Below are 19618 nucleotides of genomic sequence, written 5' to 3'. Positions count from 1 at the left end.
GGCCTCAGGCCCGGTGGACGACCTTCCCGTCCAGCACGGTCAGCCAGGCGTTCACCGAACGCAGCTCATCCGGGCCCAGCCCCTCGACGTCGCGGTCCAGGACCACGACGTCGGCCAGGTACCCCGGCCGGAGGGCGCCGAGCCGGTCCTCCATCCCCACCGCGTGGGCGGCGTCCAGGGTGTGCGCCCGCAGCGCCTCGTGCAGGGTGACCGCCTGGTCGGCGCCGATCTCGTCGCCCTCGCGGGTGGTGCGCCCCACCGCGTTGGCGATGGTGTCCATCGGGCGCAGGCTGGAGACGAACGCGTCGCTGGACAGCGCCGGGCGCAGGCCCAGGTCGAGTTCCTCGCGCATCGGCTGGAGCCGGTGGGCCCGGTCCCCCAGGCGGCGCAGGAAGTCGCGCCCGCTGTCGTAGAGGAAGTTGGGCTGGTTGACCGGGATGACCCCGTACTCGGTGAACCGCTTGGCCTGTTCCACCGTCGGGTACCCGCAGTGCTCCACCCGCGGGCGCGGGTCGGGCCCGGACACCTTCGCCGCCGACGCGATCGCGGCCAGGGTGTGCTCCATCGCGGCGTCGCCCTGGGTGTGGATCGCCACCTGCCAGCCCTCGCGGGCGGCCCGGGTCACCAGGTCCACCAGCTGGTCGGGGTGGTGGTACAGGCTCCCGGCGAACTGGCCCCGCTCGCCGTAGGGGACGGTGAACTTGGCGGTGCCGCCCAGCAGGGTGCCGTCGGAGTAGAACTTCATGCCGGTCAGGCGCAGCCAGTCGTCGCCGAACGGCGAGGCCAGCCCCGCCTGGGTGAGGGCGTCGAGCTGGTGGGACAGCGGCATGCCGAAGGTGCGCAGCGGCAGCGTCCCGGCGTCCCGCGCCGCCCGGTACACGCGCAGCTCGCGCGCCGACACCTGCGGGTCGCACACGGTGGTCACGCCGGCGGAGAGGTAGGGGCGGGCGGCGTCGGACAGCCAGCCCAGGAGGTGCTCGGTGGGCAGGTCGGTGTGGAAGTTGGGCCCGTGGCAGCCGATGTCGACGGCCAGCGGCAGCAGCAGCTCCATCGCGGCGTCGGTGACCATGCCGGTGAGGCGGCCGCCCTCGTCGCGCACGAACGAGCCGCCCGCCGGATCGGGCACGTCCTCGCCGATGCCGCTCCAGGCCAGGGCCGCGGAGTTGACGACGGCCTGGTGACCCGACACGTGGTAGACGATCACGGGGTGCTCGGTGGTGGCCGCGTCCAGGTCGCGGCGGGTGGGACGGCCCTCGGGGTACTTGGCGTCGTCCATGGAGAAGGCGCGGATCCACTGCCCGGCCGGGGTGCGGGCGGCCTCGGCGGCGATGGCGGCGACCAGCTCGGCGGCGCTGCCCACCCGGGGGTAGCGGGCGTCCACGGCGGCCAGGGACTCGGCGGTGGACAGCAGGTGGTTGTGCGGGTCGATGAACCCGGGCAGGACGGTGCGCCCGCCCGCGTCGATCTCGGTGGCACCGGGCCCGGCCGCGGCGCGGGCCTGCTCGGCCGTGCCGGCCAGGAGCACGCGCCCGTCGCGCACGGCCAGTGCCTCGGCGCGGGGGCGGGAGTCGTCCATGGTCAGGACGGCGGCATTGTGGATGAGCAGGCCGGACACGGCTTCCTCCTCGGTTCGGATACGGGTGGGAGCCCCGGGGCGGGCCGGAGGACGGCCGGCCCGCCCCGGGGAGACGGAAGAACGTCGATCGGTGCTTCCGGTTCGGGGGGTGCGGGGTGGTGCGGGCCGGCTCAGGCCGACGCGGACTCCAGCAGGTCGGCGTCGCGGTGCCGGGGCGCGTTGGCCAGGCAGATGATGCTGACCACCGCCATCGCCATCAGCAGGCCCGCCACCGGCAGGATGCTGCCGGTCGCCGCGTACAGCGCGGTGCAGGCCAGCGGCGACAGGCCGCCGAAGATCGCGCCGGCGACCTGGTAGGCGATGGAGATGCTGGTGTAGCGGGCCCGCGGCGGGTACATCTGCGCGAGCACCCGGGCGATCGGGCCGTAGACCGCGGCCATGGCCAAGCGCATCACGCACAGCGACAGGAAGATCAGGCCGACGCTGCCGGTCTCCAGGACCAGGAACTGCGGGATCGCCAGGACGATGACGCCGACCAGGCCGATGGTGACCACGCGGACGGTGCCGAAGCGGTCGCCCAGCCAGGACACCCCCAGGGTGGCGACCAGCTCCACGAACGCGGCCAGGCTCAGGCCGTTGAGGATGACCTGTTCGCTGATGCCGACCTCGGTGACCCCGTACCCCTGGAGGAAGGTGGTGACGATGTAGTAGCCGCCGACCGCGACCGGCAGGATCCCGATGCCCAGCAGCAGCGGCCGCCAGGAGGTGCGCAGCGCCTCGCGCACGGGCAGCTCGGTGGGCGCGTCCTTCTGCTGCGCGGCCTCGAAGACCGGGGACTCCTCCACCTTGAGGCGGATGAACAGGCCGACCAGGACCAGCAGCACCGACGCCAGGAACGGCAGGCGCCAGGCCCAGTCGTGGAGGGCGTCGGCGTTCCAGGCGGCGATGAGGCCGAACGAACCGGTGGCCAGCAGGGCGCCGGCCGGGTTGCCCAGCTGGGCGAAGGAGCCGTAGAAGGTCTTGCGGTCCTCGGGCGCGTGCTCGACCGCCATGAGGACGGCGCCGCCCCACTCGCCGCCGACGGCGATGCCCTGCACGAACCGCAGCACCACCAGGAGCAGCGGGGCGAGGAACCCGACCTGCTCGTAGGTGGGCAGCAGGCCGACGCAGAAGGTGGCCACGCCCATCATGAGCAGGGTGATGACCAGGGCCGACTTGCGGCCGAGCCGGTCGCCGTAGTGGCCGAAGACCAGGCCGCCCAGCGGCCGGGCGAAGAAGCCGACGGAGAAGGTCGCGAAGGAGGCCATCAGGCCCACGACCGGGTCCGTCCCGGCGGGGAAGAACTGGGTGGCGAAGACCAGGGCCGCGGCCGTGGCGTAGACGTAGAAGTCGAACCACTCGATGGTGGTGCCGACGAAGGCCGCCACGGCCGCACGCGCGGGGTGCGAGGACGTGGGGGCGGTCCGCTCTGACATGGGAACTCCGGTTGCGTGTGGCGCGATCGTCGGGCGCTGCTCAGGTGTTGTTGTGACCGTAGACACTCCCCTGTCACCGGCGCCGGGATGTTCCGCACAGGGCGTACCGTGACAAAAGTGCGGCGCGCACAGTCGGTCCCACCGCGCGCCGCCGGGACGCACGACCGGGACCCGGGAGCAGCCGTGAGCATCACCGTCCGCGACATCACCTCGGCACCGCACCTGGAGGTGCACGCCTCGGCCGGGTCCCCGGGGCTGGACCGGGTGGTGCGCTGGGCGCACGTCACCGAACTGCCCGACCCGGTGCGCTGGCTGCGCGGCGGCGAGCTGGTGCTGACCGTGGGGCTGGGCCTGGGGGCCGGCGAGGAGGAGCGGCGCGCCTATGTCCGGCGGCTGCACCGGGCGGGGTGTGCAGCGCTGGCCTTCGCCATCGACGTGTGGCTGGGCGGGACGATCCCGCCGGAGGTGCTGGACGAGGGCGACCGGCTCGGCTTCCCGGTGCTGCGGGTGGAGGGCGAGACGTCGTTCATCGCCGTGGTGGAGACCGTGGCCGACCACTACGCCGCCGAGCGGAGCAGGGAGCAGGGCAGGGTGCTGGCCGCCCAGGACGCGATGGCGCGGGCGGCGCTGCGCTCGGGGCCGGCGGGGGTGATGCACGAGCTGGCGTCGGCGGCGTCCGGGGAGTGCCTGCTGCTGGACCGCAACGGGATGACCAGCCGGGCCGTCCCGGACGCCGAGCCGGCCTGGCACGCGCCGGTGCGCGCCGCGGTGGCCGGGTCCGGCGGCACGCCGGGCATGCGGGTCCTGGCCGGGGACGGCCGGGGCGCGGCGGGCGCGGACGGCCCGGGCACCGCCGAGGCGGACGGCACGGGGACGGGCGGTGCAGCGGACGGCGAAGGGGTGATCCTGCTGCAGACGCTGGGCACCACCGGCCGGACGCTGGGGTGGCTGGCGCTGCGCTGCGCCGCCCCCTCCACGAGCGTGCGGGTGCTGGCCAACCACGCCGCGTCGCTGCTGGCGGTGGACCTGCTGCACTCGCGCGACGCGCGTCGGGCGATCTTCCGCGAACGCGCCCCGCTGCTGCGGGCCGCCGTGCTGGGCGGGCCGGTGGGCGTTCCGCTCACGCTTCCGCCCCCGCCCTGGGAGGTGGTCTGCTACCGGGCCGGCGGCGAGCGCGACCCCGCTCCGGGGACGCCGAGCGCGCTGGACGCGGCGGCGGACGCCCTGGTGGACGTGCTCGGGGACACCGGTGCCGCGCAGAGCGCGGGGCTGTGCCCGCTGGACGGGGTACTGGTGGCGGTGCTGCCCGACACAGGCCGCCCGCACGCCGGGGAGCGCCTGCTCGCACTACTGCCGGGGGTGCCGGCGGCGGGGGCCTGCCGTGCGCGCGGGCCGGCCGACCTGGCCTCGGCGGTGTCCCGGGCCCGCGACGCGGTCCCCCCGCAGGGGTACCGGCACGTGGACGAGGCGGACGCCTGGGCTCTGCTGCGGTCGGCGGTCCCCGAGAGCGGGTCGCGGGCGTTCACCGAGGCCGTGCTGGGGCCGCTGCTGGAACACGACGTGCGCAACGGGACGGAGCTGGCGCACACCCTGCGGCACTACCTGGACTCCGGGGCGCAGGTGGAGGGGACCGCCCGGGACCTGGGGGTGCACCGCAACACGCTGCGGGCGCGGCTGCGCACCGCCGAGCGGGTGCTGGGCCGCCCGCTGTCCGATCCGCGGACCCGGCTGGAGCTGTGGACGGCGCTGAGCCTGCGCCCCCTGCGCTGCACCGACGGCACCTGGCACGGCTGAGCGCCCACGGGGGGCACCGGCGGTCCTCCCCGCCGCACGTGGGGAGGACCGCCGGCGGTCAGGCGGCGACGGTGTAGAGCCGTCCGGAGTGGGCGTCGGTCTCGATCTCGTCGACGAAGGCGACGGCGTAGTCGGCGTCGCTGAGCCGGCTGCGCCCGTGCTCGTCGGTGAGGACGACGTCGCCGCCGGTCCGGTAGCGGCCGGTGCGCTCGCCCTCGCTGACGAGTTCGACCGGCGGGGCCAGGTAGGTCCACCGCAGGTCGAGGCTGATCTGGTAGAGGAAGTAGGCGCGTTCCAGGGAGCGCGCCAGGTCGCGCAGGGGGCCGCGGGCCATCCTGCTCTGCCAGTAGGTGGCGGTCCTGGACTCGTCGGCGTACAGGTGTCCGTGGCTGCCGGCCACGAGGAGCCGCACGGAGGTTCCGGTGAGCAGCGAGATCAGGTGGCGGTCGACCTCTATGTGGTCGCGTTCGCGGCCCACCTGGGCCTGGTGGGCGTTGACGAGGACGTCCAGGCCGTCGAGGTCGCCGTAGCCGATCTCCAGGGGGTCGCGGCGGATGTCGCACACGTCGTGCCCTCGCTGACGGGCTTCGGCGGCGATGAGCGCTCCGATGCCCGCGGTCGCGCCGATGACACCGATCCGCAGGGAAGTGGCGTTGTCTTGCATGGCGGGTCCTTAGGGACAGGTGCTGTGACCCGGTGCGGGGCCGTCGAACCCGAAGGGACGGCCCCCACCGAGGAGAATGAAGTGACGGAGAGGTCTCCGCCACGTACACAGAACTTACCGGAGAGGTCTCCGCCAGGCAATCCCGAAAACCTGTGACGCGAGCCGCAGCACCCCCGGGAAACATCGTCTGAACTGGGATGACAAGAAATCGAAATATCGGCTAACCTATGACGGAGAGATCTCCGCCAACGAAGGACCACGACCGTGTCGACCAAGCGCGTCGAGCAGCTGCACGCCCAGGGCGTCCGCACGCGCGCCCACCTGCTGGAGACCGCCCGCGAGGCGTTCTCCACGTGCAGTGACGCCTCCCTGAACTCCATCGCCAAGAAGGCCGGGGTGGGCATCGGCACCCTGTACCGGCACTTCCCCACCCGCGAGGACCTGGTCTTCGAGCTGTACCGCGCCGAGGTGCAGCAGATGGCGCAGGCCGCCGACGACCTGCTCGACGAGCACCCGCCGCTGGACGCCTTCAAGCTGTGGCTCACCCGGTTCGCCCGCTACGCCATGACCAAGGCCGGCCTCATCGGGGCGCTCCAGAGCGCCACCAGCAGGGGCCGGTTCGCCCAGGAGGCCCGGGGACCGCTCACCTCCGCGCTCCAGCGGCTGCTCGACGCCAACCGCGCCGCCGGGACCCTGCGCGAGGACCTGGAACCCGACGACGTACTGCTGGCCATCGCCGGGCTGTACCAGCTCGACCCGGCGGGCGACTGGGAGCCGCGCGCCAAGCGCCTCCTCGAACTCGTCTGCCTGGGCCTGTGCCGCCGGGACACCGTCCTGCCGGGCGGGACCGTACGGGCCTGACCCCGCGCCCCGGCGGGGCGGTCAGGGCAGGATCGAGTCCACGTAGCCGCCGTCCACCCGCAGGGCGCCGCCCGTGGTGGCCGAGGCCAGCGGCGAGGCGAGGTAGACGACCATGTTCGCGATCTCCTCGGGCTCGATGAGCCGCTGGATCAAGGACATCGGGCGGTGCTCGCGCATGAACACCCGCTGCGCCTCCTCCCAGGGCAGGTCCCGGTCCACCAGCTCGTAGACGAAGTCCTCGACCCCGCCGGTGTGCGTGGGCCCGGCGATGACGGAGTTGACGGTGACCCCGGACCCGGCGGCCTCCTTGGCGAAGCCGCGGGTGACCGAGAGCAGGGCGGTCTTGGTCATGCCGTAGTGGATCATCTCGGCGGGGACCACCACCGCCGAGTCGCTGGCGATGTTGAGGACGCGCCCCCAGGAGCGCTCCACCATGCCGGGCAGGTAGGCCCGGGTCGTGCGCACCGCGGTCAGGACGTTGACCTCGAAGTAGCGGCGCCACTCCTCGTCGGTGATCTCCAGGGCGGGGCGGGCGCCGAAGACGCCCAGGTTGTTGACCAGGACGTCCACGGCGGGGACGGCGTCCAGGACGCGCCGCAGGCCGCCGTCGTCGGCCAGGTCGCCGGGGGCGGCGACCAGGTCGGCGCCGGGGTGCTCGGCGGCGATGCGCTCCAGCGCGCGGTCCACGGTCTCCGGGCTGCGCCCGTTGACCGCGACCCGCGCCCCGGCGCGGACCAGGCCGGTCGCGATCGCCGAGCCGATGCCCTGGGTGGATCCGGTGACCAGCGCCGTCTTCCCGGTGAGGTCGATCTGCATGGTGCGCCCTTCGTCGGAGTCGGGAACGAAGATATTTGCACACGCGCTCTAAGCGCAAGGGCACATAACCGGCGTGTCGCCCGTACCGGGCGGTCAGGCCCGGACGGCGGCGACGGCCTCGTCCCAGAGGTCTTCGAGGGGGACCGCCCCGTCGACGCGGAGCCAGGTGTCCGTGGCGACGTCGATACAGGTGAGCGCGGTGGCGATGATCGCGGCGGCACGGTGGTCGGCGCTCACCCCGTCGAGGCCGTGCGCCTCGCGCAGGCGCCGGGCCAGCTCGGGGACCAGGACCTCCTGCCAGGCGAGGTGCTTCTCCAGGCTGCGGGCGCGCAGCGACGGGGTCCCGTGCAGCATCCGCCCGATGCGCAGCTCCTCCTCGGGGCCGCCGGAGGACTCCTCGCGCAGCGCCATCAGCGCGGCCCGCACCGCCGCCCAGGGCTCCTCCCCGGAGGGGCGCGCGGCCAGCGCCGCGCCGATGCGGTGCCCCCGCTCGATCATGTCGCCCAGGACCACGTCCTCCTTGGTCGCGAAGTAGCGGAAGAAGGAGCGGCGGGAGATCCCGGCGGCCTCGGCGATCTGGTCGACGGTGGTCTCTTCGAAGCCCTGGTCCAGGAAGAGCGCCATCCCGGCCTCGGCGATCTCGCGGTGGACCGCGCGGCGCGTGCGCTCCCGCAGGCCGGGGGTCGGTTCTCCGGTCGTCATCCCGCCAGCCTACAAGGAAAGGCACCCAGGAGCGATCTTGACACCGAGTGTCATACATGGCGTAGGGTGTCGACATGACCCTTGATCATGCCTCCCAGACCACACTCATCACCGGTGCCAGCTCCGGCATCGGCGCGGCCCTGGCCCGCCTGCTCGCCGCACGCGGCTCCGGCCTGGTGCTCGTCGCCCGCCGCGCCGAACGGCTGGAGGCCCTGGCCGCCGAACTGCGCGGGGCGCACGGCGTCCGCGTGGAGACCGTCTCGGCCGACCTCGGCCGCCCGGGCGCGGGCCGGGACCTGGCCGCCGAGGTCGACCGCCGCGGCATCCGCGTGACGAGCCTGGTCAACAACGCGGGGATCGGCGCCGACGGCGCGTTCGCCGAACAGGACCCCGACGAACTGGAGGCGCTGCTCGCGCTCAACGTGACCGCGCCGGTGGACGTGTCACGGGCGTTCATCGGGCGGTTGGACCCGGGCGGCTACCTGGTCAACATCGCGAGCATGGCCGCCTACCAGCCGATCCCGGGGATGGCGGTGTACGCGGCGAGCAAGGCGTTCGTGCTGAGCTTCACCGAGGCGCTGTGGTGGGAGACCCGCGGGAGCGGTCCGCGCACCCTGGCGTTCTCGCCGGGCCTGACCCGCACGGAGTTCTTCGACGGGATCGGCACCGAGGGGTACCCGGGGGACTTCCGGACGCCCGAGCAGGTCGCCGCGGCGCTGGTGCGCGTCCTGGACCGGCGCCGGTCGGCCCCCAGCGCGCTGTCGCGGGCGGCCGACGCCGCCGCCCCGTTCCTGCTCCGGCTGTTCAGCCGCCGGTCGGCCGTCCTGACCACCGCCCGCGTCGCCGGTTCGGCGGACCTGGTGCGCAAGAATCGCCCCGCGGCGGTGTGAGCCCGGGGCCGGTCAGCCGGCGGACGGGGGGACGCGGTCGGCGGGGAAGCCGCCGGTGGCGATCGGGCCCCAGCGCCGCGGGGTCACCCGGACCAGCGCCTTGCCCTGGCGGCGCATCGCCTCCCGGTACTCCGCCCAGTCCGGGTGCTCGCCCGCGATCACGCGGAAGTACTCCACCAGCGGCTCGACGGCCTCCTCGCCGTCCAGCACCTCGGCCTCCCCGTCCACCTGCACCCAGGCGCCGCCGAAGTCGTCGGACAGCACCACCACGCTCACCCGGGGGTCGCGCGCGGCGTTGCGGGCCTTGGCCCGCTCCGGGTACGTGGAGACGACGATCCGCCCCTGCCCGTCGACACCGCAGGTCACCGGGGACGCCTGCGGCCCGCCGTCGCCGCGGCGGGTGATCAGCAGCGCGTTGTGCCGGGGCCGCACGAACTCCAGCAGCCCGGCCAGGTCGACGGTGGTGTTGGTCGCGATCGAAGGACTCATGGGCCTCTCTCCTCAGCGGGAACGGGCCCAGCCTATCCCCGCGGGCCCCGGCCGTTCCGGGTCCCGCGCGGCCGCCCTATAGTCGGCTGCGTGCTTCCCGTCGTATGGCTGCTCGGCGCCTCGGGGGTGGGCAAGTCCACCGTCGGGTACCGCATGCTGTCCGCGGCCGCGGACGCGGGCGTGACGGCCGCGTTCGTGGACGCCGACCAGCTCCGGCTGGCCGCCGGGGTGACGGCCACAGAGACCGGGCTGATCGCCTCCGCCCTGCCCGCCCTGTCCCGCGGGTACCGCGCGCACGGAGCGGAGGTGCTGGTCGTGGCCGGGCAGGCCGACGGCCCCGGCCACCTCGCACGGCTGCTGCCCGGCGTCCCGCGCGACCGGGTCCTGGCCGTGCACCTGGACGCGGACGCGGACACGATCCGCGAGCGGGTACGGCGCCGCGGATGGCTCGTCGGACTCGCCGACGAGGCCGCAGAGCACGCCGCCCGGCTCGACCCGGGCGCCGCCGACGTGCACGTGGACACGGTCGGCCGCTCCCCCGCCGACATCGCCGCGCAGGTCGCCGCCGCGGCGCTCGGCGGACCGCTCCGGACCACCGCCGACGACGACGCGCCCGCCCCCGGGGCGGCACCGCGGCGTACCGCCGTGGTCACCGGCCCCGGCGGGGCCGGCCTCTCCACGGCCGGGTTCGGGGCGTTCTCCCGGATCGCGCGCGCCGGCGAAGCCGTGGGGTACCTCGACGCCCACCAGCTCGGGTTCCTCGGAACGCGCACCCGCGCGGACCGCCTCGCGCCCCTGCGCGCGGCGAACACCCGTGTGGCCGCAGCGAACCTGGCCCGCGGCGGCGCCGGGACCGTCCTGGTCAGCGGCGATCCCCGCACCGCCCGCCTCCTCCGACGCCTGTGGGACCCCGGGGACGTGGCGGTGTTCTGGCTGCACGCCTCCCCCGCCGTCCTCGCCGAGCGCATCACCCGGCGCGCCCGCGGCGACGGGCCCGCCATCCCCGGCGACCACCGCGCCGGCCTGAGCGGCCCCGCCCTGAGCGCGGCCGTCGACGCCGCGGTCCGGGAGAGCAGGCTGCCGCGGCCCTCGGGCGCCCGCGTCATCGACACCGACGGCCTGGACGCCGCGCAGGTCGCCGCCGCCATCGCCGCGGCCCTTCCCTGACGGTGGCGGCGCGCCCGCCGCGCACACCCCGGACCGCGGAGGTCACCGCTCTCTCCGATCAGCGGCCGGATCCGTCCCCGCAGGAGCGGGGCCACCGGTTCGGGCCGCGCGACCGATGGTGTGCGATCGGACCACCTCCGCGTGAACGGAGCACGGGGCGGGGGCGGCGCGCCGTCCCCGCCCCGGCGGGCGCCCGCGGTCAGCGGCCGCCCGACAGCACCGCCACCAGGTCGGCCGCCGTAGGCGAGGCGTCCAGCAGCTTCCCCACGTGCTCCTTCGTCCCGCGGCGGGGCTCCAGGGTGGGCACCCGCTGGAGCGAGTCGTAGCCCGGCAGGTCGAAGATCACCGAGTCCCACGACGCCGCCGCCACCGAGTCCGCGTACTTGGCCAGGCACCGGCCGCGGAAGTACGCCCGGGTGTCCTCCGGCGGCTCGGTGACCGCCCGCTGCACCTGGGGCTCCTCCAGCAGCCGCTTGACCCGCCCGCGCGCCGCCAGCCGGTTGTAGATCCCCTTGTCCGGCCGCACGTCCGAGTACTGCAGGTCCACCAGCTGCAGCCGCGGGTGCGACCAGTCCAGCCCGTCCCGGGAGCGGTACCCCTCCAGCACCTTGAGCTTGGCCACCCAGTCCAGCTCGTCGGCCAGGTCCATCGGGTCGTTGCCCAGCCGGGTCAGCGCCGACTCCCACCGGTCCAGCACGTCGGCGGTGTCGGGGTCCACGTCCGTGCCGTAGCGGTCCTCCACGTACTTGCGCGCCTGGTCCAGGTACTCGCCCTGGAGTTCCAGCGCGGTCATCCGGCGCCCGTCGCGCAGCTTCACGCGGTGCGCCAGCGTCGGGTCGTGGGACACCGCCCGCAGGTCGGCGACCGGGGTCTCCAGGGACAGGTCCACGCTGATGAACCCGTCCTCGATCATCGACAGCACCAGCGACGTCGTCCCCAGCTTGAGGTAGGTGGAGATCTCGCTCATGTTGGCGTCGCCGATGATCACGTGCAGCCGCCGGTACTTGTCCGGGTCGGCGTGCGGTTCGTCCCGCGTGTTGATGATGGGACGCTTCAGCGTGGTCTCCAGCCCCACCTCGACCTCGAAGAAGTCGGCGCGCTGGGAGAGCTGGAAGCCGGTCCCCTGCCCGTCGGAGCCGATGCCCACCTTGCCCGCGCCCACCACCACCTGGCGGGACACGAAGAACGGGACGAGGTGGCGCACGATGTCGCCGAACGGCGTCGACCGCTGCATCAGGTAGTTCTCGTGGCAGCCGTAGGACGCGCCTTTGTTGTCCGTGTTGTTCTTGTACAGCTGGATGGGCTCGATCCCCGGCGTGGCCCCCGCCCGGGCGGCCGCGTCCGCCATCACCCTCTCGCCCGCCTTGTCCCACAGCACCGCGTCGCGCGGGTTGGTGACCTCGGGCGCCGAGTACTCGGGGTGGGCGTGGTCCACGTACAGCCGCGCCCCGTTGGTGAGGATGACGTTGGCCAGCCCCAGATCCTCGTCGGTGAGCTGCGTGGGGTCGGCCACCTCACGCGCCAGGTCGAAGCCGCGCGCGTCGCGCAGCGGGTTCTCCTCCTCGAAGTCCCATCGTGCCCGTCGCGCCCGGGCCGCCGAGGCGGCCAGATAGGCGTTGACCACCTGGGTTGAGGTGACCATCGCGTTGGCCCCGGGGTTGCCCGGCACGGAGATCCCGTACTCGGTCTCGATACCCATAATCCGCCGCACACTCATGGTGAAGAGATTATCCACCGGGGGCCGGTCTTGAACGCTTCCGCGTCGATTGTGGCCCAAGCGCCGTCTTCCCGGGAGTTCCGGGCCTCCCGGCGCGCCGTTGTCATCGCAGGTGGGACCGGCTTTCCCCGAGCCGGGAAAAACCTTTCACCCGTTTTCCGGGAAAAGTCGGCCGACCGTTGCCGCCTCCCTTGCGGCCGCGGTCCGCGCGGCAAAGCGCAAGACACCCCGAGGACACGGGCAAGGCCCGGCGATACGGACCCATCCGCCTAGATTATGACCATGTGCCACATGGCGAACACGCCGGGCGACGATCGCCCCGGACCCCGCGAGCGGCCGGCATGAGCGGCGCGCACGCCGCCGAGCGCGCGTCCGGGGGCGCGCCGGTCAGGCTCACCCTGCCGACCCTGACGGCGATGGTCGTCGGCTCGATGGTCGGGGCCGGGGTCTTCTCCCTGCCGTCGCGGTTCTCCGAGTCCACCGGCGTGGCCGGGGCCCTCATCGCCTGGGTGATCGCGGGCACCGGCATGCTCATGCTCGCCTTCGTCTTCCAGATGCTCGCCGTGCGCAGGCCCGACCTGGACGCCGGGGTCTACGCCTACGCCAAGGCGGGCTTCGGCGAGTACCTCGGGTTCTTCGCCGCGTTCGGGTACTGGGCCAGCGCCTGCGTCGGCAACGTGACCTACTGGGTGCTCATCATGTCGACGCTCGGGGCCCTCTTCCCGGCCCTGGGCGACGGCGACACCCTCCTGGCCGTGGGGCTGTCCTCGGTCGGCCTGTGGGGGTTCTTCCTGCTGGTGCGCCGGGGCGTCAGGGAGGCCACGGCGATCAACCGGGTGGTCACCGTCGCCAAGCTCGTGCCCATCCTGGTGTTCGTCGTGCTGGCCCTGTTCCTCCTGGACCCGGCGGTGTTCGCCGGCAACCTCACCGGCACCGCCGGCGCCGGGACCCTCTTCGACCAGGTGCGCGGCACCATGCTGGTCACCGTGTTCGTGTTCCTGGGGGTGGAGGGGGCCAGCGTCTACTCCCGCCACGCCGCCCGGCGCGAGGACGTGGGCCGGGCGACCGTCCTGGGCTTCCTCAGCGTCTTCGCGGTCTTCGCGTCGGTCACCGTCGTGTCCTACGGCATCATGCCGATGGAGGAGATCGCCGCCCTGCGCCAGCCCTCGATGGCCGGGGTCCTGGCGCACGCCGTGGGCCCCTGGGGGACGGTGTTCGTGAGCGCCGGGCTGATCGTCTCGGTGCTGGGCGCCTACCTGGCCTGGACCCTGATGGCCGCCGAGGTGCTGTTCGTCGCCGCCCGGGACGACGACATGCCCCGGTTCCTGCGCCGCTCCAACGCCGCCGACGTCCCGGTCCCGGCCCTGGTGATGACCACCGCGCTGTCCCAGGCGGTCCTGGTCGTCACCCTGTTCTCCGAGGACGCCTTCGACTTCGCGCTCAACATGACCAGCGCGCTGACCCTGATCCCGTTCCTGCTCGCGGCGCTGTTCGCGGTCAAGGTCGCGCGGGACCCCGCCGCGGGCGCCGGGGCCGGGGCGTCCCGGGGCGCCCTCGCGATCGCGGTGCTCGCCACCGCCTACACCGCCTTCCTGCTGTACGCGGCCGGCCTGAAGTACGTCCTGGTCTCCCTCATCGTCTACGCGCCCGCCACCGTGCTGTTCGTCAAGGTCCGGCGCGAACAGGGCCGCCGCCTGTTCACCCCGGCCGAGCTCGCCGTGTGCGCCGTCTCCGTCGCGGGGGCGGCGGCCGGCGTGGCCGCCCTGGCCACCGGCCTGATCACGCTCTGAACCGCTCCGAAGGGACTCCGCCATGCCCGACACCGCCCCGCCGCCGCACGGCGTCCACTCCGAGGTGGGCCGCCTGCGCAAGGTCCTGGTCTGCTCGCCCGGACTCGCCCACCGCCGCCTCACCCCGACCAACGCCGCGGACCTGCTCTTCGACGACGTCATGTGGGTGGACAGCGCACTGCGCCACCACGAGGAGTTCGTCGCCGCGCTGCGCGGCCGCGGCGTCGAGGTCGTCGAGCTCCACGACCTGCTCGCCCGGACCCTGGCCGTGCCCGGGGCCCGCTCCTGGCTGCTGGACCGCAAGATCACCCCGAACGAGGTCGGGACCGGCCTGATCGAGGGCACCCGCGCCTTCCTGGAGTCCCTGGACCCCCGCGGCCTCGCCGAGCTCCTCATCGGCGGCATGGCCGCCGACGACCTGCCCGACGAGTACCGCTCGCCCTACCTCTCGCTCGCCCAGGAGTCCACCGGCGGCCGCGAGTACCTCATGCCGCCGCTGCCCAACACCCTCTACACCCGCGACACCACCTGCTGGCTCTACGGGGGCGTCACGCTCAACCCGCTCTACCGGCCCGCCCGCCGCGACGAGACCCTGCTGATGAAGGCCGTGTACCGGTTCCACCCGGACTTCGCCGGGGACACCGTCTGGTGGGGCGACCCCGAGCTCCCCTGGGGCCAGGCCACCTTCGAGGGCGGCGACGTCATGCCCGTGGGCGACGGGGTCGTGCTCATGGGCATGAGCGAGCGCACCTCGCGCCAGGCCATCACCCAGGTCGCCGCGGCGCTGTTCTCCGCCGGGGCCGCCCGCCGGGTCATCGTGGCGGGCATGCCCAGGCTGCGCGCCGCCATGCACCTGGACACCGTGCTGACCTTCGTGGACCGCGACGTGGTCACCCTCTACCCGCGCATCATGGACGCGGTGCACACCTTCTCGCTGTACCCGTCCGACCGCGCCCCGGGCGTGGAGGTGGTGGACGAGGGCGCCCGGGCGTTCACGGACGTGGTGGCGAAGGCCCTGGGGCTGTCCGCGCTGCGGACCATCGAGACCGGCGGCGACGCCTACGCCTCCGAGCGCCAGCAGTGGGACAGCGCCAACAACGCGGTCGCCGTGGAGCCGGGCGTGGTCTTCACCTACGACCGCAACACCCAGACCAACGCGCTGCTGCGCGCGGCGGGCATCGAGGTCCTGCCGATCGTCGGCGCCGAACTGGGCCGGGGGCGCGGCGGCGGCCACTGCATGACCTGCCCCCTGGTCCGCGACCCCGTGGACTTCTGACCGGTCCGCGCCCGGCCGCCGGACGCGGCGGGGCCGACCGGAAGTCCGGTCGGCCCCCTCTGTCGTCCTCGGAGGTGCGTTCCTACAGGTACTGGCCGGTGTTGGCCACCGTGTCGATGCTCCGCCCGGAGTCCGCGCCCTTCTTGCCCGTGACGAGGGTCCGGATGTAGACGATGCGCTCGCCCTTCTTTCCGGAGATCCGCGCCCAGTCGTCGGGGTTGGTGGTGTTGGGCAGGTCCTCGTTCTCGCTGAACTCGTCGACGCACGCCTGGAGCAGGTGCGCGACCCTGATCCCCTTGGAGTCGTGGTCGATGAAGTCCTTGATGGCCATCTTCTTGGCCCGCGAGACGATGTTCTCGATCATGGCGCCGGAGTTGAAGTCCTTGAAGTACAGGACCTCCTTGTCACCGTTGGCGTAGGTGACCTCCAGGAACCGGTTCTCCTCGCCCTCGGTGTACATCCGCTCCACGACCGTCTGGATCATGGCGTCCACCGTGGCCTTGGCCGAACCGCCGTGCTCGGCCATGTCGTCCTCGTGCAGCGGCAGGTCCTCGGTGATGTACTTCGCGAAGATGTCCCGGGCCGCCTCGGCGTCGGGCCGCTCGATCTTGATCTTGACGTCCAGGCGTCCGGGCCGCAGGATCGCCGGGTCGATCATGTCCTCGCGGTTGGAGGCGCCGATGACGATGACGTTCTCCAGGCCCTCGACACCGTCGATCTCGCTCAGCAGCTGCGGGACGATGGTGTTCTCCACGTCGGAGGACACGCCCGAGCCGCGGGTGCGGAAGATCGAGTCCATCTCGTCGAAGAAGACGATGACCGGCGTGCCCTCGGAGGCCTTCTCCCGGGCCCGCTGGAAGACCAGGCGGATGTGCCGCTCGGTCTCGCCGACGTACTTGTTGAGCAGCTCCGGGCCCTTGATGTTGAGGAAGAAGCTCTTGCCCACGTCGCGGCCGGTGCGCTCGGCGACCTGTTTGGCCAGCGAGTTGGCGACCGCCTTGGCGATGAGCGTCTTGCCGCAGCCGGGCGGGCCGTACAGCAGCACGCCCTTGGGCGCGCGCAGCTTGTGCTCGCGGAACAGGTCCTTGTGCAGGTAGGGCAGCTCGACCGCGTCGCGGATGAGCTCGATCTGCCCGGACAGGCCGCCGATGTCGGTGTAGGCGATGTCGGGGACCTCCTCGAGGATGAGCTCCTCGACCTCCGACTTGGGGATGCGCTCGTACACGTACCCCGAGCGCGGCTCCAGCAGCAGGGAGTCCCCGGGCCGGATCGGCTCGTCGCGCAGCGGGTCCGCCAGGCGGACGATGCGCTCCTCGTCGTGGTGCGAGATCACGAGGGCGCGCTCGCCGTCCTCGAGGATCTCCTTGAGCATCACGACCTCGCCGACCGTCTCGAAGGACTCCACCTCGACGACGTTGAAGGCCTCGTTGAGCATGACCTCCTGGCCGGGACGCAGCTCGTCCACGTCCACGGAGGGGCTCACGTTGACCCGCATCTTGCGGCCGTTGGTGAAGATCTCGACGGTCTCGTCGTCGCGCCCGCCCAGGAAGACGCCGAAGCCGGACGGCGGCTGCGCCAGCCGGTCGACCTCCTCCTTCAGGGCCACGATCTGCTCGCGGGCCTCCTTGAGAGTGGAGACCAGCCGCTCGTTCTGGCCGTTGGCCGCCGCCAGGTTGGCCTGGGCCTCCCTGAGGCGCTCCTCGAGGAGGCGTACATGTCGGGGCGAGTCGGCGAGCTTGCGCCGGACCACGCTGAGTTCCTTTTCCATGTAGGAGACCTGGGCCGTGAGTTCAGCGACTTCACGGTCCCGGTCGCTCTGACGCTCGTCGTCGCGCTCGGCCACGTCCGCCACCTCCTTTTAGAAGGACGACTACTCGGGAGCGTACCTACCCCTGCCCTATTCCTAACCTCCCAGCCCCGACGAGTGTCGTAGGCCTCATTTCAAGACCTTGCGTCACCGCAGGTCAGGCTGCTAGAGGATGACCCGACGTAATGAGAAAGTAACCTCTCGGGCGGGACCGGGTCACGCTTCGGCCCCTTGACGGCGCGGCGGCGCCGTGCACGTCGCCGGGGATGAAACGGACATGTTTACGGTACTCGAACGCCGGGGAGCGCCCCGGGACGCCCTTTCGGGAAACGCGACGGCCCGCCCGGAGACGTGCTCCGGACGGGCCGTGCCGCGGTTGCGCCCGCCGCCCCACCGGGGCCGCGGGGCGTCCCGCGGCCGGTGCGGGCGGCGCGCCCCCGCGCGGGGGTCACTCCGCGGCGGTGTCCTGGGCCGCGGTGTCCTGGACGGGGGACTCCTGGGCGGTCGGCTCCCGCTCCGCCCCGGCGGCGGGCGCGGCATCGGGGGTCGCGGCGGCGCCGCCCGCGGCCGCGCGGGCCGCCTCGTAGTCCTGGCCGTAGGCGCCCTTGGCCGGGCGGCGGCGGCGCTCGGGCGCCTCCACCCCGTCGGCCAGGCGGCGGGCCACCACCAGGAACCCGGTGTGCCCGATCATGCGGTGGTCCGGGCGCACCGCCAGGCCCTCCACGTGCCAGGTCCGCAGCATGGTCTCCCACGAGCGCGGCTCGTAGAACCGCTCGTCCTCGCGCAGCTCCTCCACCACGCGCGAGAGCTGGGTGGTGGTGGCGACGTAGCAGCACAGCAGGCCGCCGGGGATGAGCGCCCCCGCCACGGCGTCCAGGCACTCCCAGGGGGCCAGCATGTCCAGGAACACGCGGTCCACGTCGGTCTCGTCGAGCTCCTCGACGAGGTCGCCGACGGTCAGCTTCCACGCGGGGTGCGGGCCGCCGTAGAACCGCTCGACGTTCTTGCGGGCGATCTCGGCGAAGTCGGCGCGGCGCTCGTAGGAGTGCACCATGCCCTTCTCCCCCACCGCGCGCAGCAGCCAGCTGGACATGGCGCCGGACCCGGCGCCGGCCTCCACGACGCGCGCGCCGGGGAAGATGTCGGCCTCCACCAGGACCTGGGCGGCGTCCTTGGGGTAGACGATGGTCGCCCCGCGCTTCATCGACAGGGTGTAGTCGATCAGCAGGGGGCGCAGCGCCACATAGGCGGTACCGGTGTTGGAGCGCACGACGCTGCCCTCGGGCCGGCCGATGAGGTCGGAGTGCTCGACCTTGCCCTTGTGGGAGTGGAAGGTGCCCCCTTCGTGGAGGGTGATCGTGTGCATGCGCCCCTTGGGGTCGGTCAACTGCACGGTGTCACCGTCGGTGAAGGGACCACGGCGGCCATGGATACCGGTCAACGTCGCTCTCGTCTTCCCAGATTCGGTTCGGTCGGGGCGATCGTCCAGCGTATCGGTCCGCCGACACCACCTGGGCCCGTCCGCGGCGGGCGGACACGCGCCGGCCCCGTGTGCGAAGCCCCGCCCGTCAGGGCAGTATCAGCCCAGCGGGCCGATCTGCTCGCCTGAGCACGGACACGGAGACGAGGACCCATGTCAGAGCCGACCACCGGGCTGGGGATCGACATCGGCGGCAGCGGCATCAAGGGGGCCCCGGTCGACCTGACCACCGGGGAGTTCCTCGAGGACCGCCTGAAGATCCTCACGCCCCACCACGCCGGACCCGAGGAGGTCGCCGAGATCGTCGGCGAGATCGCCGCGCACTTCCCCCAGGCGGACGGCCCTCCCCTGGGCGTCACCTTCCCGGGCGTGGTGCAGAACGGTGTGGTGCGCACCGCCGCCAACCTGCACAAGAGCTGGATCGGCACCGACGCGCGGGCGCTGTTCGCCCGGGTCACCGGCCGGCCGGTGCGGCTGCTCAACGACGCCGACGCCGCGGCGGTGGCCGAGGCCCGCTACGGGGCCGCCAAGGGGGTCTCGGGCGTGGTGCTGATGACCACCCTGGGCACGGGGATCGGCACGGCGCTGGTGGTGGACGGGCACCTGGTGCCCAACACCGAGTTCGGGCACCTGGAGATCGACGGCCACGACGCCGAGACCAAGGCGTCCTCGGGCGCCAAGGAGCGCGAGGGCCTGTCCTACCACGAGTGGGCCCACAAGCGCCTGCAGAGGTACTACCGGGTGGTGGAGGACCTGCTGTGGCCGGACCTGATCGTGGTCGGGGGCGGGGTGAGCCGCAAGTCGGACAAGTTCCTGCCACTGCTGGACATCCGCACCCCGATCGTCCCGGCCGAGCTGCGCAACACGGCGGGCATCGTGGGCGCGGCCCTGGCCGCCCACGGCCCCGGCGCGGCGCTCCCGGGCGCCTGACGCCCCGGCCCGCGCCTCGGACGGGGGCGGTGGCGCGCCCCGGCCGCAAAGGGGAAGGGGCCGGGGCGCGCCCCGTCGTGAACCGCCCGGGGGCGCGGGGCGGGACCGCCGCGGCACGGGGGACCGTGCCGGCGGTCGTCGTGCCCCGGCCACGGGGGAGGTGCGGCCGGAACACTTCCGGACC

General features: G+C 73.3%; 16 protein-coding genes. 7 read left to right on the top strand and 9 right to left on the bottom strand.

Features of this window, described 5'->3' with window-relative positions; all coding sequences use genetic code 11:
* Positions 1 to 4: 4 nt before the first annotated feature.
* Both ACFVNO_RS06025 and ACFVNO_RS06020 read right to left on the bottom strand, forming a co-directional pair.
* Positions 5 to 1615, bottom strand: a complete 1611-nt coding sequence (locus tag ACFVNO_RS06025; protein WP_378889785.1) for an amidohydrolase — start codon at positions 1613 to 1615, stop codon at positions 5 to 7.
* Between the two features lie 131 nt (positions 1616 to 1746).
* The gene (locus ACFVNO_RS06020; RefSeq protein ID WP_355255144.1) at positions 1747 to 3051 is read right to left on the bottom strand and encodes an MFS transporter; all 1305 of its coding nucleotides are present in this window, start codon (positions 3049 to 3051) and stop codon (positions 1747 to 1749) included.
* Between the two features lie 183 nt (positions 3052 to 3234).
* Between ACFVNO_RS06020 and ACFVNO_RS06015 the strand changes: the two genes are divergently transcribed.
* Entirely contained in the window at positions 3235 to 4845 is a 1611-nt protein-coding gene (locus tag ACFVNO_RS06015) for a PucR family transcriptional regulator (protein ID WP_378889782.1), read from the top strand.
* Between the two features lie 58 nt (positions 4846 to 4903).
* On the opposite strand, the gene ACFVNO_RS06010 is transcribed toward ACFVNO_RS06015, so the two are convergent.
* Positions 4904 to 5509, bottom strand: coding sequence for a hypothetical protein (locus ACFVNO_RS06010; RefSeq protein WP_355255149.1), 606 nt, complete (start codon positions 5507 to 5509; stop codon positions 4904 to 4906).
* 264 nt (positions 5510 to 5773) lie between these two features.
* Here ACFVNO_RS06010 and ACFVNO_RS06005 point away from each other — a divergent pair, with 264 nt between their 5' ends.
* Complete coding sequence (locus ACFVNO_RS06005) at positions 5774 to 6370, top strand: TetR/AcrR family transcriptional regulator (RefSeq protein WP_378889780.1); 597 nt, start codon at positions 5774 to 5776, stop codon at positions 6368 to 6370.
* Between the two features lie 21 nt (positions 6371 to 6391).
* On the opposite strand, the gene ACFVNO_RS06000 is transcribed toward ACFVNO_RS06005, so the two are convergent.
* Together ACFVNO_RS06000 and ACFVNO_RS05995 are read right to left on the bottom strand one after the other, a co-directional pair.
* Complete coding sequence (locus ACFVNO_RS06000) at positions 6392 to 7186, bottom strand: SDR family oxidoreductase (protein ID WP_355255152.1); 795 nt, start codon at positions 7184 to 7186, stop codon at positions 6392 to 6394.
* 93 nt (positions 7187 to 7279) lie between these two features.
* Positions 7280 to 7888 carry a helix-turn-helix domain-containing protein gene (locus tag ACFVNO_RS05995; protein WP_355255155.1) on the bottom strand — a complete coding sequence of 203 codons (609 nt, stop codon included), beginning with the start codon at positions 7886 to 7888 and terminating at the stop codon, positions 7280 to 7282.
* Positions 7889 to 7962: 74 nt separating this feature from the next.
* Here ACFVNO_RS05995 and ACFVNO_RS05990 point away from each other — a divergent pair, with 74 nt between their 5' ends.
* Positions 7963 to 8778 carry an SDR family NAD(P)-dependent oxidoreductase gene (locus ACFVNO_RS05990; RefSeq protein ID WP_355255158.1) on the top strand — a complete coding sequence of 272 codons (816 nt, stop codon included), beginning with the start codon at positions 7963 to 7965 and terminating at the stop codon, positions 8776 to 8778.
* 12 nt (positions 8779 to 8790) lie between these two features.
* On the opposite strand, the gene ACFVNO_RS05985 is transcribed toward ACFVNO_RS05990, so the two are convergent.
* Entirely contained in the window at positions 8791 to 9267 is a 477-nt protein-coding gene (locus ACFVNO_RS05985; protein WP_220562130.1) for a PPOX class F420-dependent oxidoreductase, read from the bottom strand.
* 90 nt (positions 9268 to 9357) lie between these two features.
* Between ACFVNO_RS05985 and ACFVNO_RS05980 the strand changes: the two genes are divergently transcribed.
* Positions 9358 to 10434, top strand: a complete 1077-nt coding sequence (locus ACFVNO_RS05980) for a hypothetical protein (protein ID WP_378889775.1) — start codon at positions 9358 to 9360, stop codon at positions 10432 to 10434.
* Positions 10435 to 10633: 199 nt separating this feature from the next.
* Here the strand turns inward: ACFVNO_RS05980 and dop are convergent, their stop codons facing one another.
* Positions 10634 to 12151 carry a depupylase/deamidase Dop gene (gene dop / locus ACFVNO_RS05975; RefSeq protein WP_355255166.1) on the bottom strand — a complete coding sequence of 506 codons (1518 nt, stop codon included), beginning with the start codon at positions 12149 to 12151 and terminating at the stop codon, positions 10634 to 10636.
* Between the two features lie 341 nt (positions 12152 to 12492).
* On the opposite strand from dop, the gene ACFVNO_RS05970 reads away from it, so the two are divergent.
* Together ACFVNO_RS05970 and ACFVNO_RS05965 are read left to right on the top strand one after the other, a co-directional pair.
* Positions 12493 to 13941, top strand: coding sequence for a basic amino acid/polyamine antiporter (locus ACFVNO_RS05970; RefSeq protein ID WP_355255169.1), 1449 nt, complete (start codon positions 12493 to 12495; stop codon positions 13939 to 13941).
* A 22-nt stretch (positions 13942 to 13963) separates the two neighbouring features.
* Positions 13964 to 15217, top strand: a complete 1254-nt coding sequence (locus tag ACFVNO_RS05965) for an arginine deiminase (RefSeq protein WP_378889770.1) — start codon at positions 13964 to 13966, stop codon at positions 15215 to 15217.
* An 82-nt stretch (positions 15218 to 15299) separates the two neighbouring features.
* On the opposite strand, the gene arc is transcribed toward ACFVNO_RS05965, so the two are convergent.
* Both arc and ACFVNO_RS05955 read right to left on the bottom strand, forming a co-directional pair.
* Positions 15300 to 17069, bottom strand: coding sequence for a proteasome ATPase (gene arc, locus ACFVNO_RS05960; protein ID WP_355255178.1), 1770 nt, complete (start codon positions 17067 to 17069; stop codon positions 15300 to 15302).
* Between the two features lie 403 nt (positions 17070 to 17472).
* Positions 17473 to 18465 (bottom strand): tRNA (adenine-N1)-methyltransferase, encoded by a 993-nt coding sequence (locus ACFVNO_RS05955; RefSeq protein ID WP_378889764.1) that lies wholly within the window; start codon positions 18463 to 18465, stop codon positions 17473 to 17475.
* Positions 18466 to 18657: 192 nt separating this feature from the next.
* Between ACFVNO_RS05955 and ppgK the strand changes: the two genes are divergently transcribed.
* Positions 18658 to 19434: a polyphosphate--glucose phosphotransferase gene (gene ppgK / locus ACFVNO_RS05950; RefSeq protein WP_355255183.1), complete on the top strand. Its 777-nt coding sequence runs from the start codon at positions 18658 to 18660 to the stop codon at positions 19432 to 19434.
* The last annotated feature ends 184 nt before the right edge of the window (positions 19435 to 19618 follow it).

The organism is Nocardiopsis sp. NPDC057823 (assembly GCF_042797335.1).
GTDB lineage: Bacteria > Actinomycetota > Actinomycetes > Streptosporangiales > Streptosporangiaceae > Nocardiopsis > Nocardiopsis changdeensis.
The sequence above is the reverse complement of the archived record's forward strand: the minus strand, read 5'-3'. Positions and strand labels throughout refer to the sequence as shown.

What these genes read in the sequence shown, in the direction of transcription:
- ACFVNO_RS06010 (WP_355255149.1), bottom strand. Translation starts at nt 5,509, where the DNA reads ATGCAAGACAACGCCACTTCCCTGCGGATCGGTGTCATCGGCGCGACC.
- ACFVNO_RS06000 (WP_355255152.1), bottom strand. Translation starts at nt 7,186, where the DNA reads ATGCAGATCGACCTCACCGGGAAGACGGCGCTGGTCACCGGATCCACC.
- ppgK (WP_355255183.1), top strand. Translation starts at nt 18,658, where the DNA reads ATGTCAGAGCCGACCACCGGGCTGGGGATCGACATCGGCGGCAGCGGC.
- dop (WP_355255166.1), bottom strand. Translation starts at nt 12,151, where the DNA reads ATGAGTGTGCGGCGGATTATGGGTATCGAGACCGAGTACGGGATCTCC.
- ACFVNO_RS05970 (WP_355255169.1), top strand. Translation starts at nt 12,493, where the DNA reads ATGAGCGGCGCGCACGCCGCCGAGCGCGCGTCCGGGGGCGCGCCGGTC.
- ACFVNO_RS05965 (WP_378889770.1), top strand. Translation starts at nt 13,964, where the DNA reads ATGCCCGACACCGCCCCGCCGCCGCACGGCGTCCACTCCGAGGTGGGC.
- ACFVNO_RS06020 (WP_355255144.1), bottom strand. Translation starts at nt 3,051, where the DNA reads ATGTCAGAGCGGACCGCCCCCACGTCCTCGCACCCCGCGCGTGCGGCC.
- ACFVNO_RS05995 (WP_355255155.1), bottom strand. Translation starts at nt 7,888, where the DNA reads ATGACGACCGGAGAACCGACCCCCGGCCTGCGGGAGCGCACGCGCCGC.
- ACFVNO_RS05985 (WP_220562130.1), bottom strand. Translation starts at nt 9,267, where the DNA reads ATGAGTCCTTCGATCGCGACCAACACCACCGTCGACCTGGCCGGGCTG.
- ACFVNO_RS05990 (WP_355255158.1), top strand. Translation starts at nt 7,963, where the DNA reads ATGACCCTTGATCATGCCTCCCAGACCACACTCATCACCGGTGCCAGC.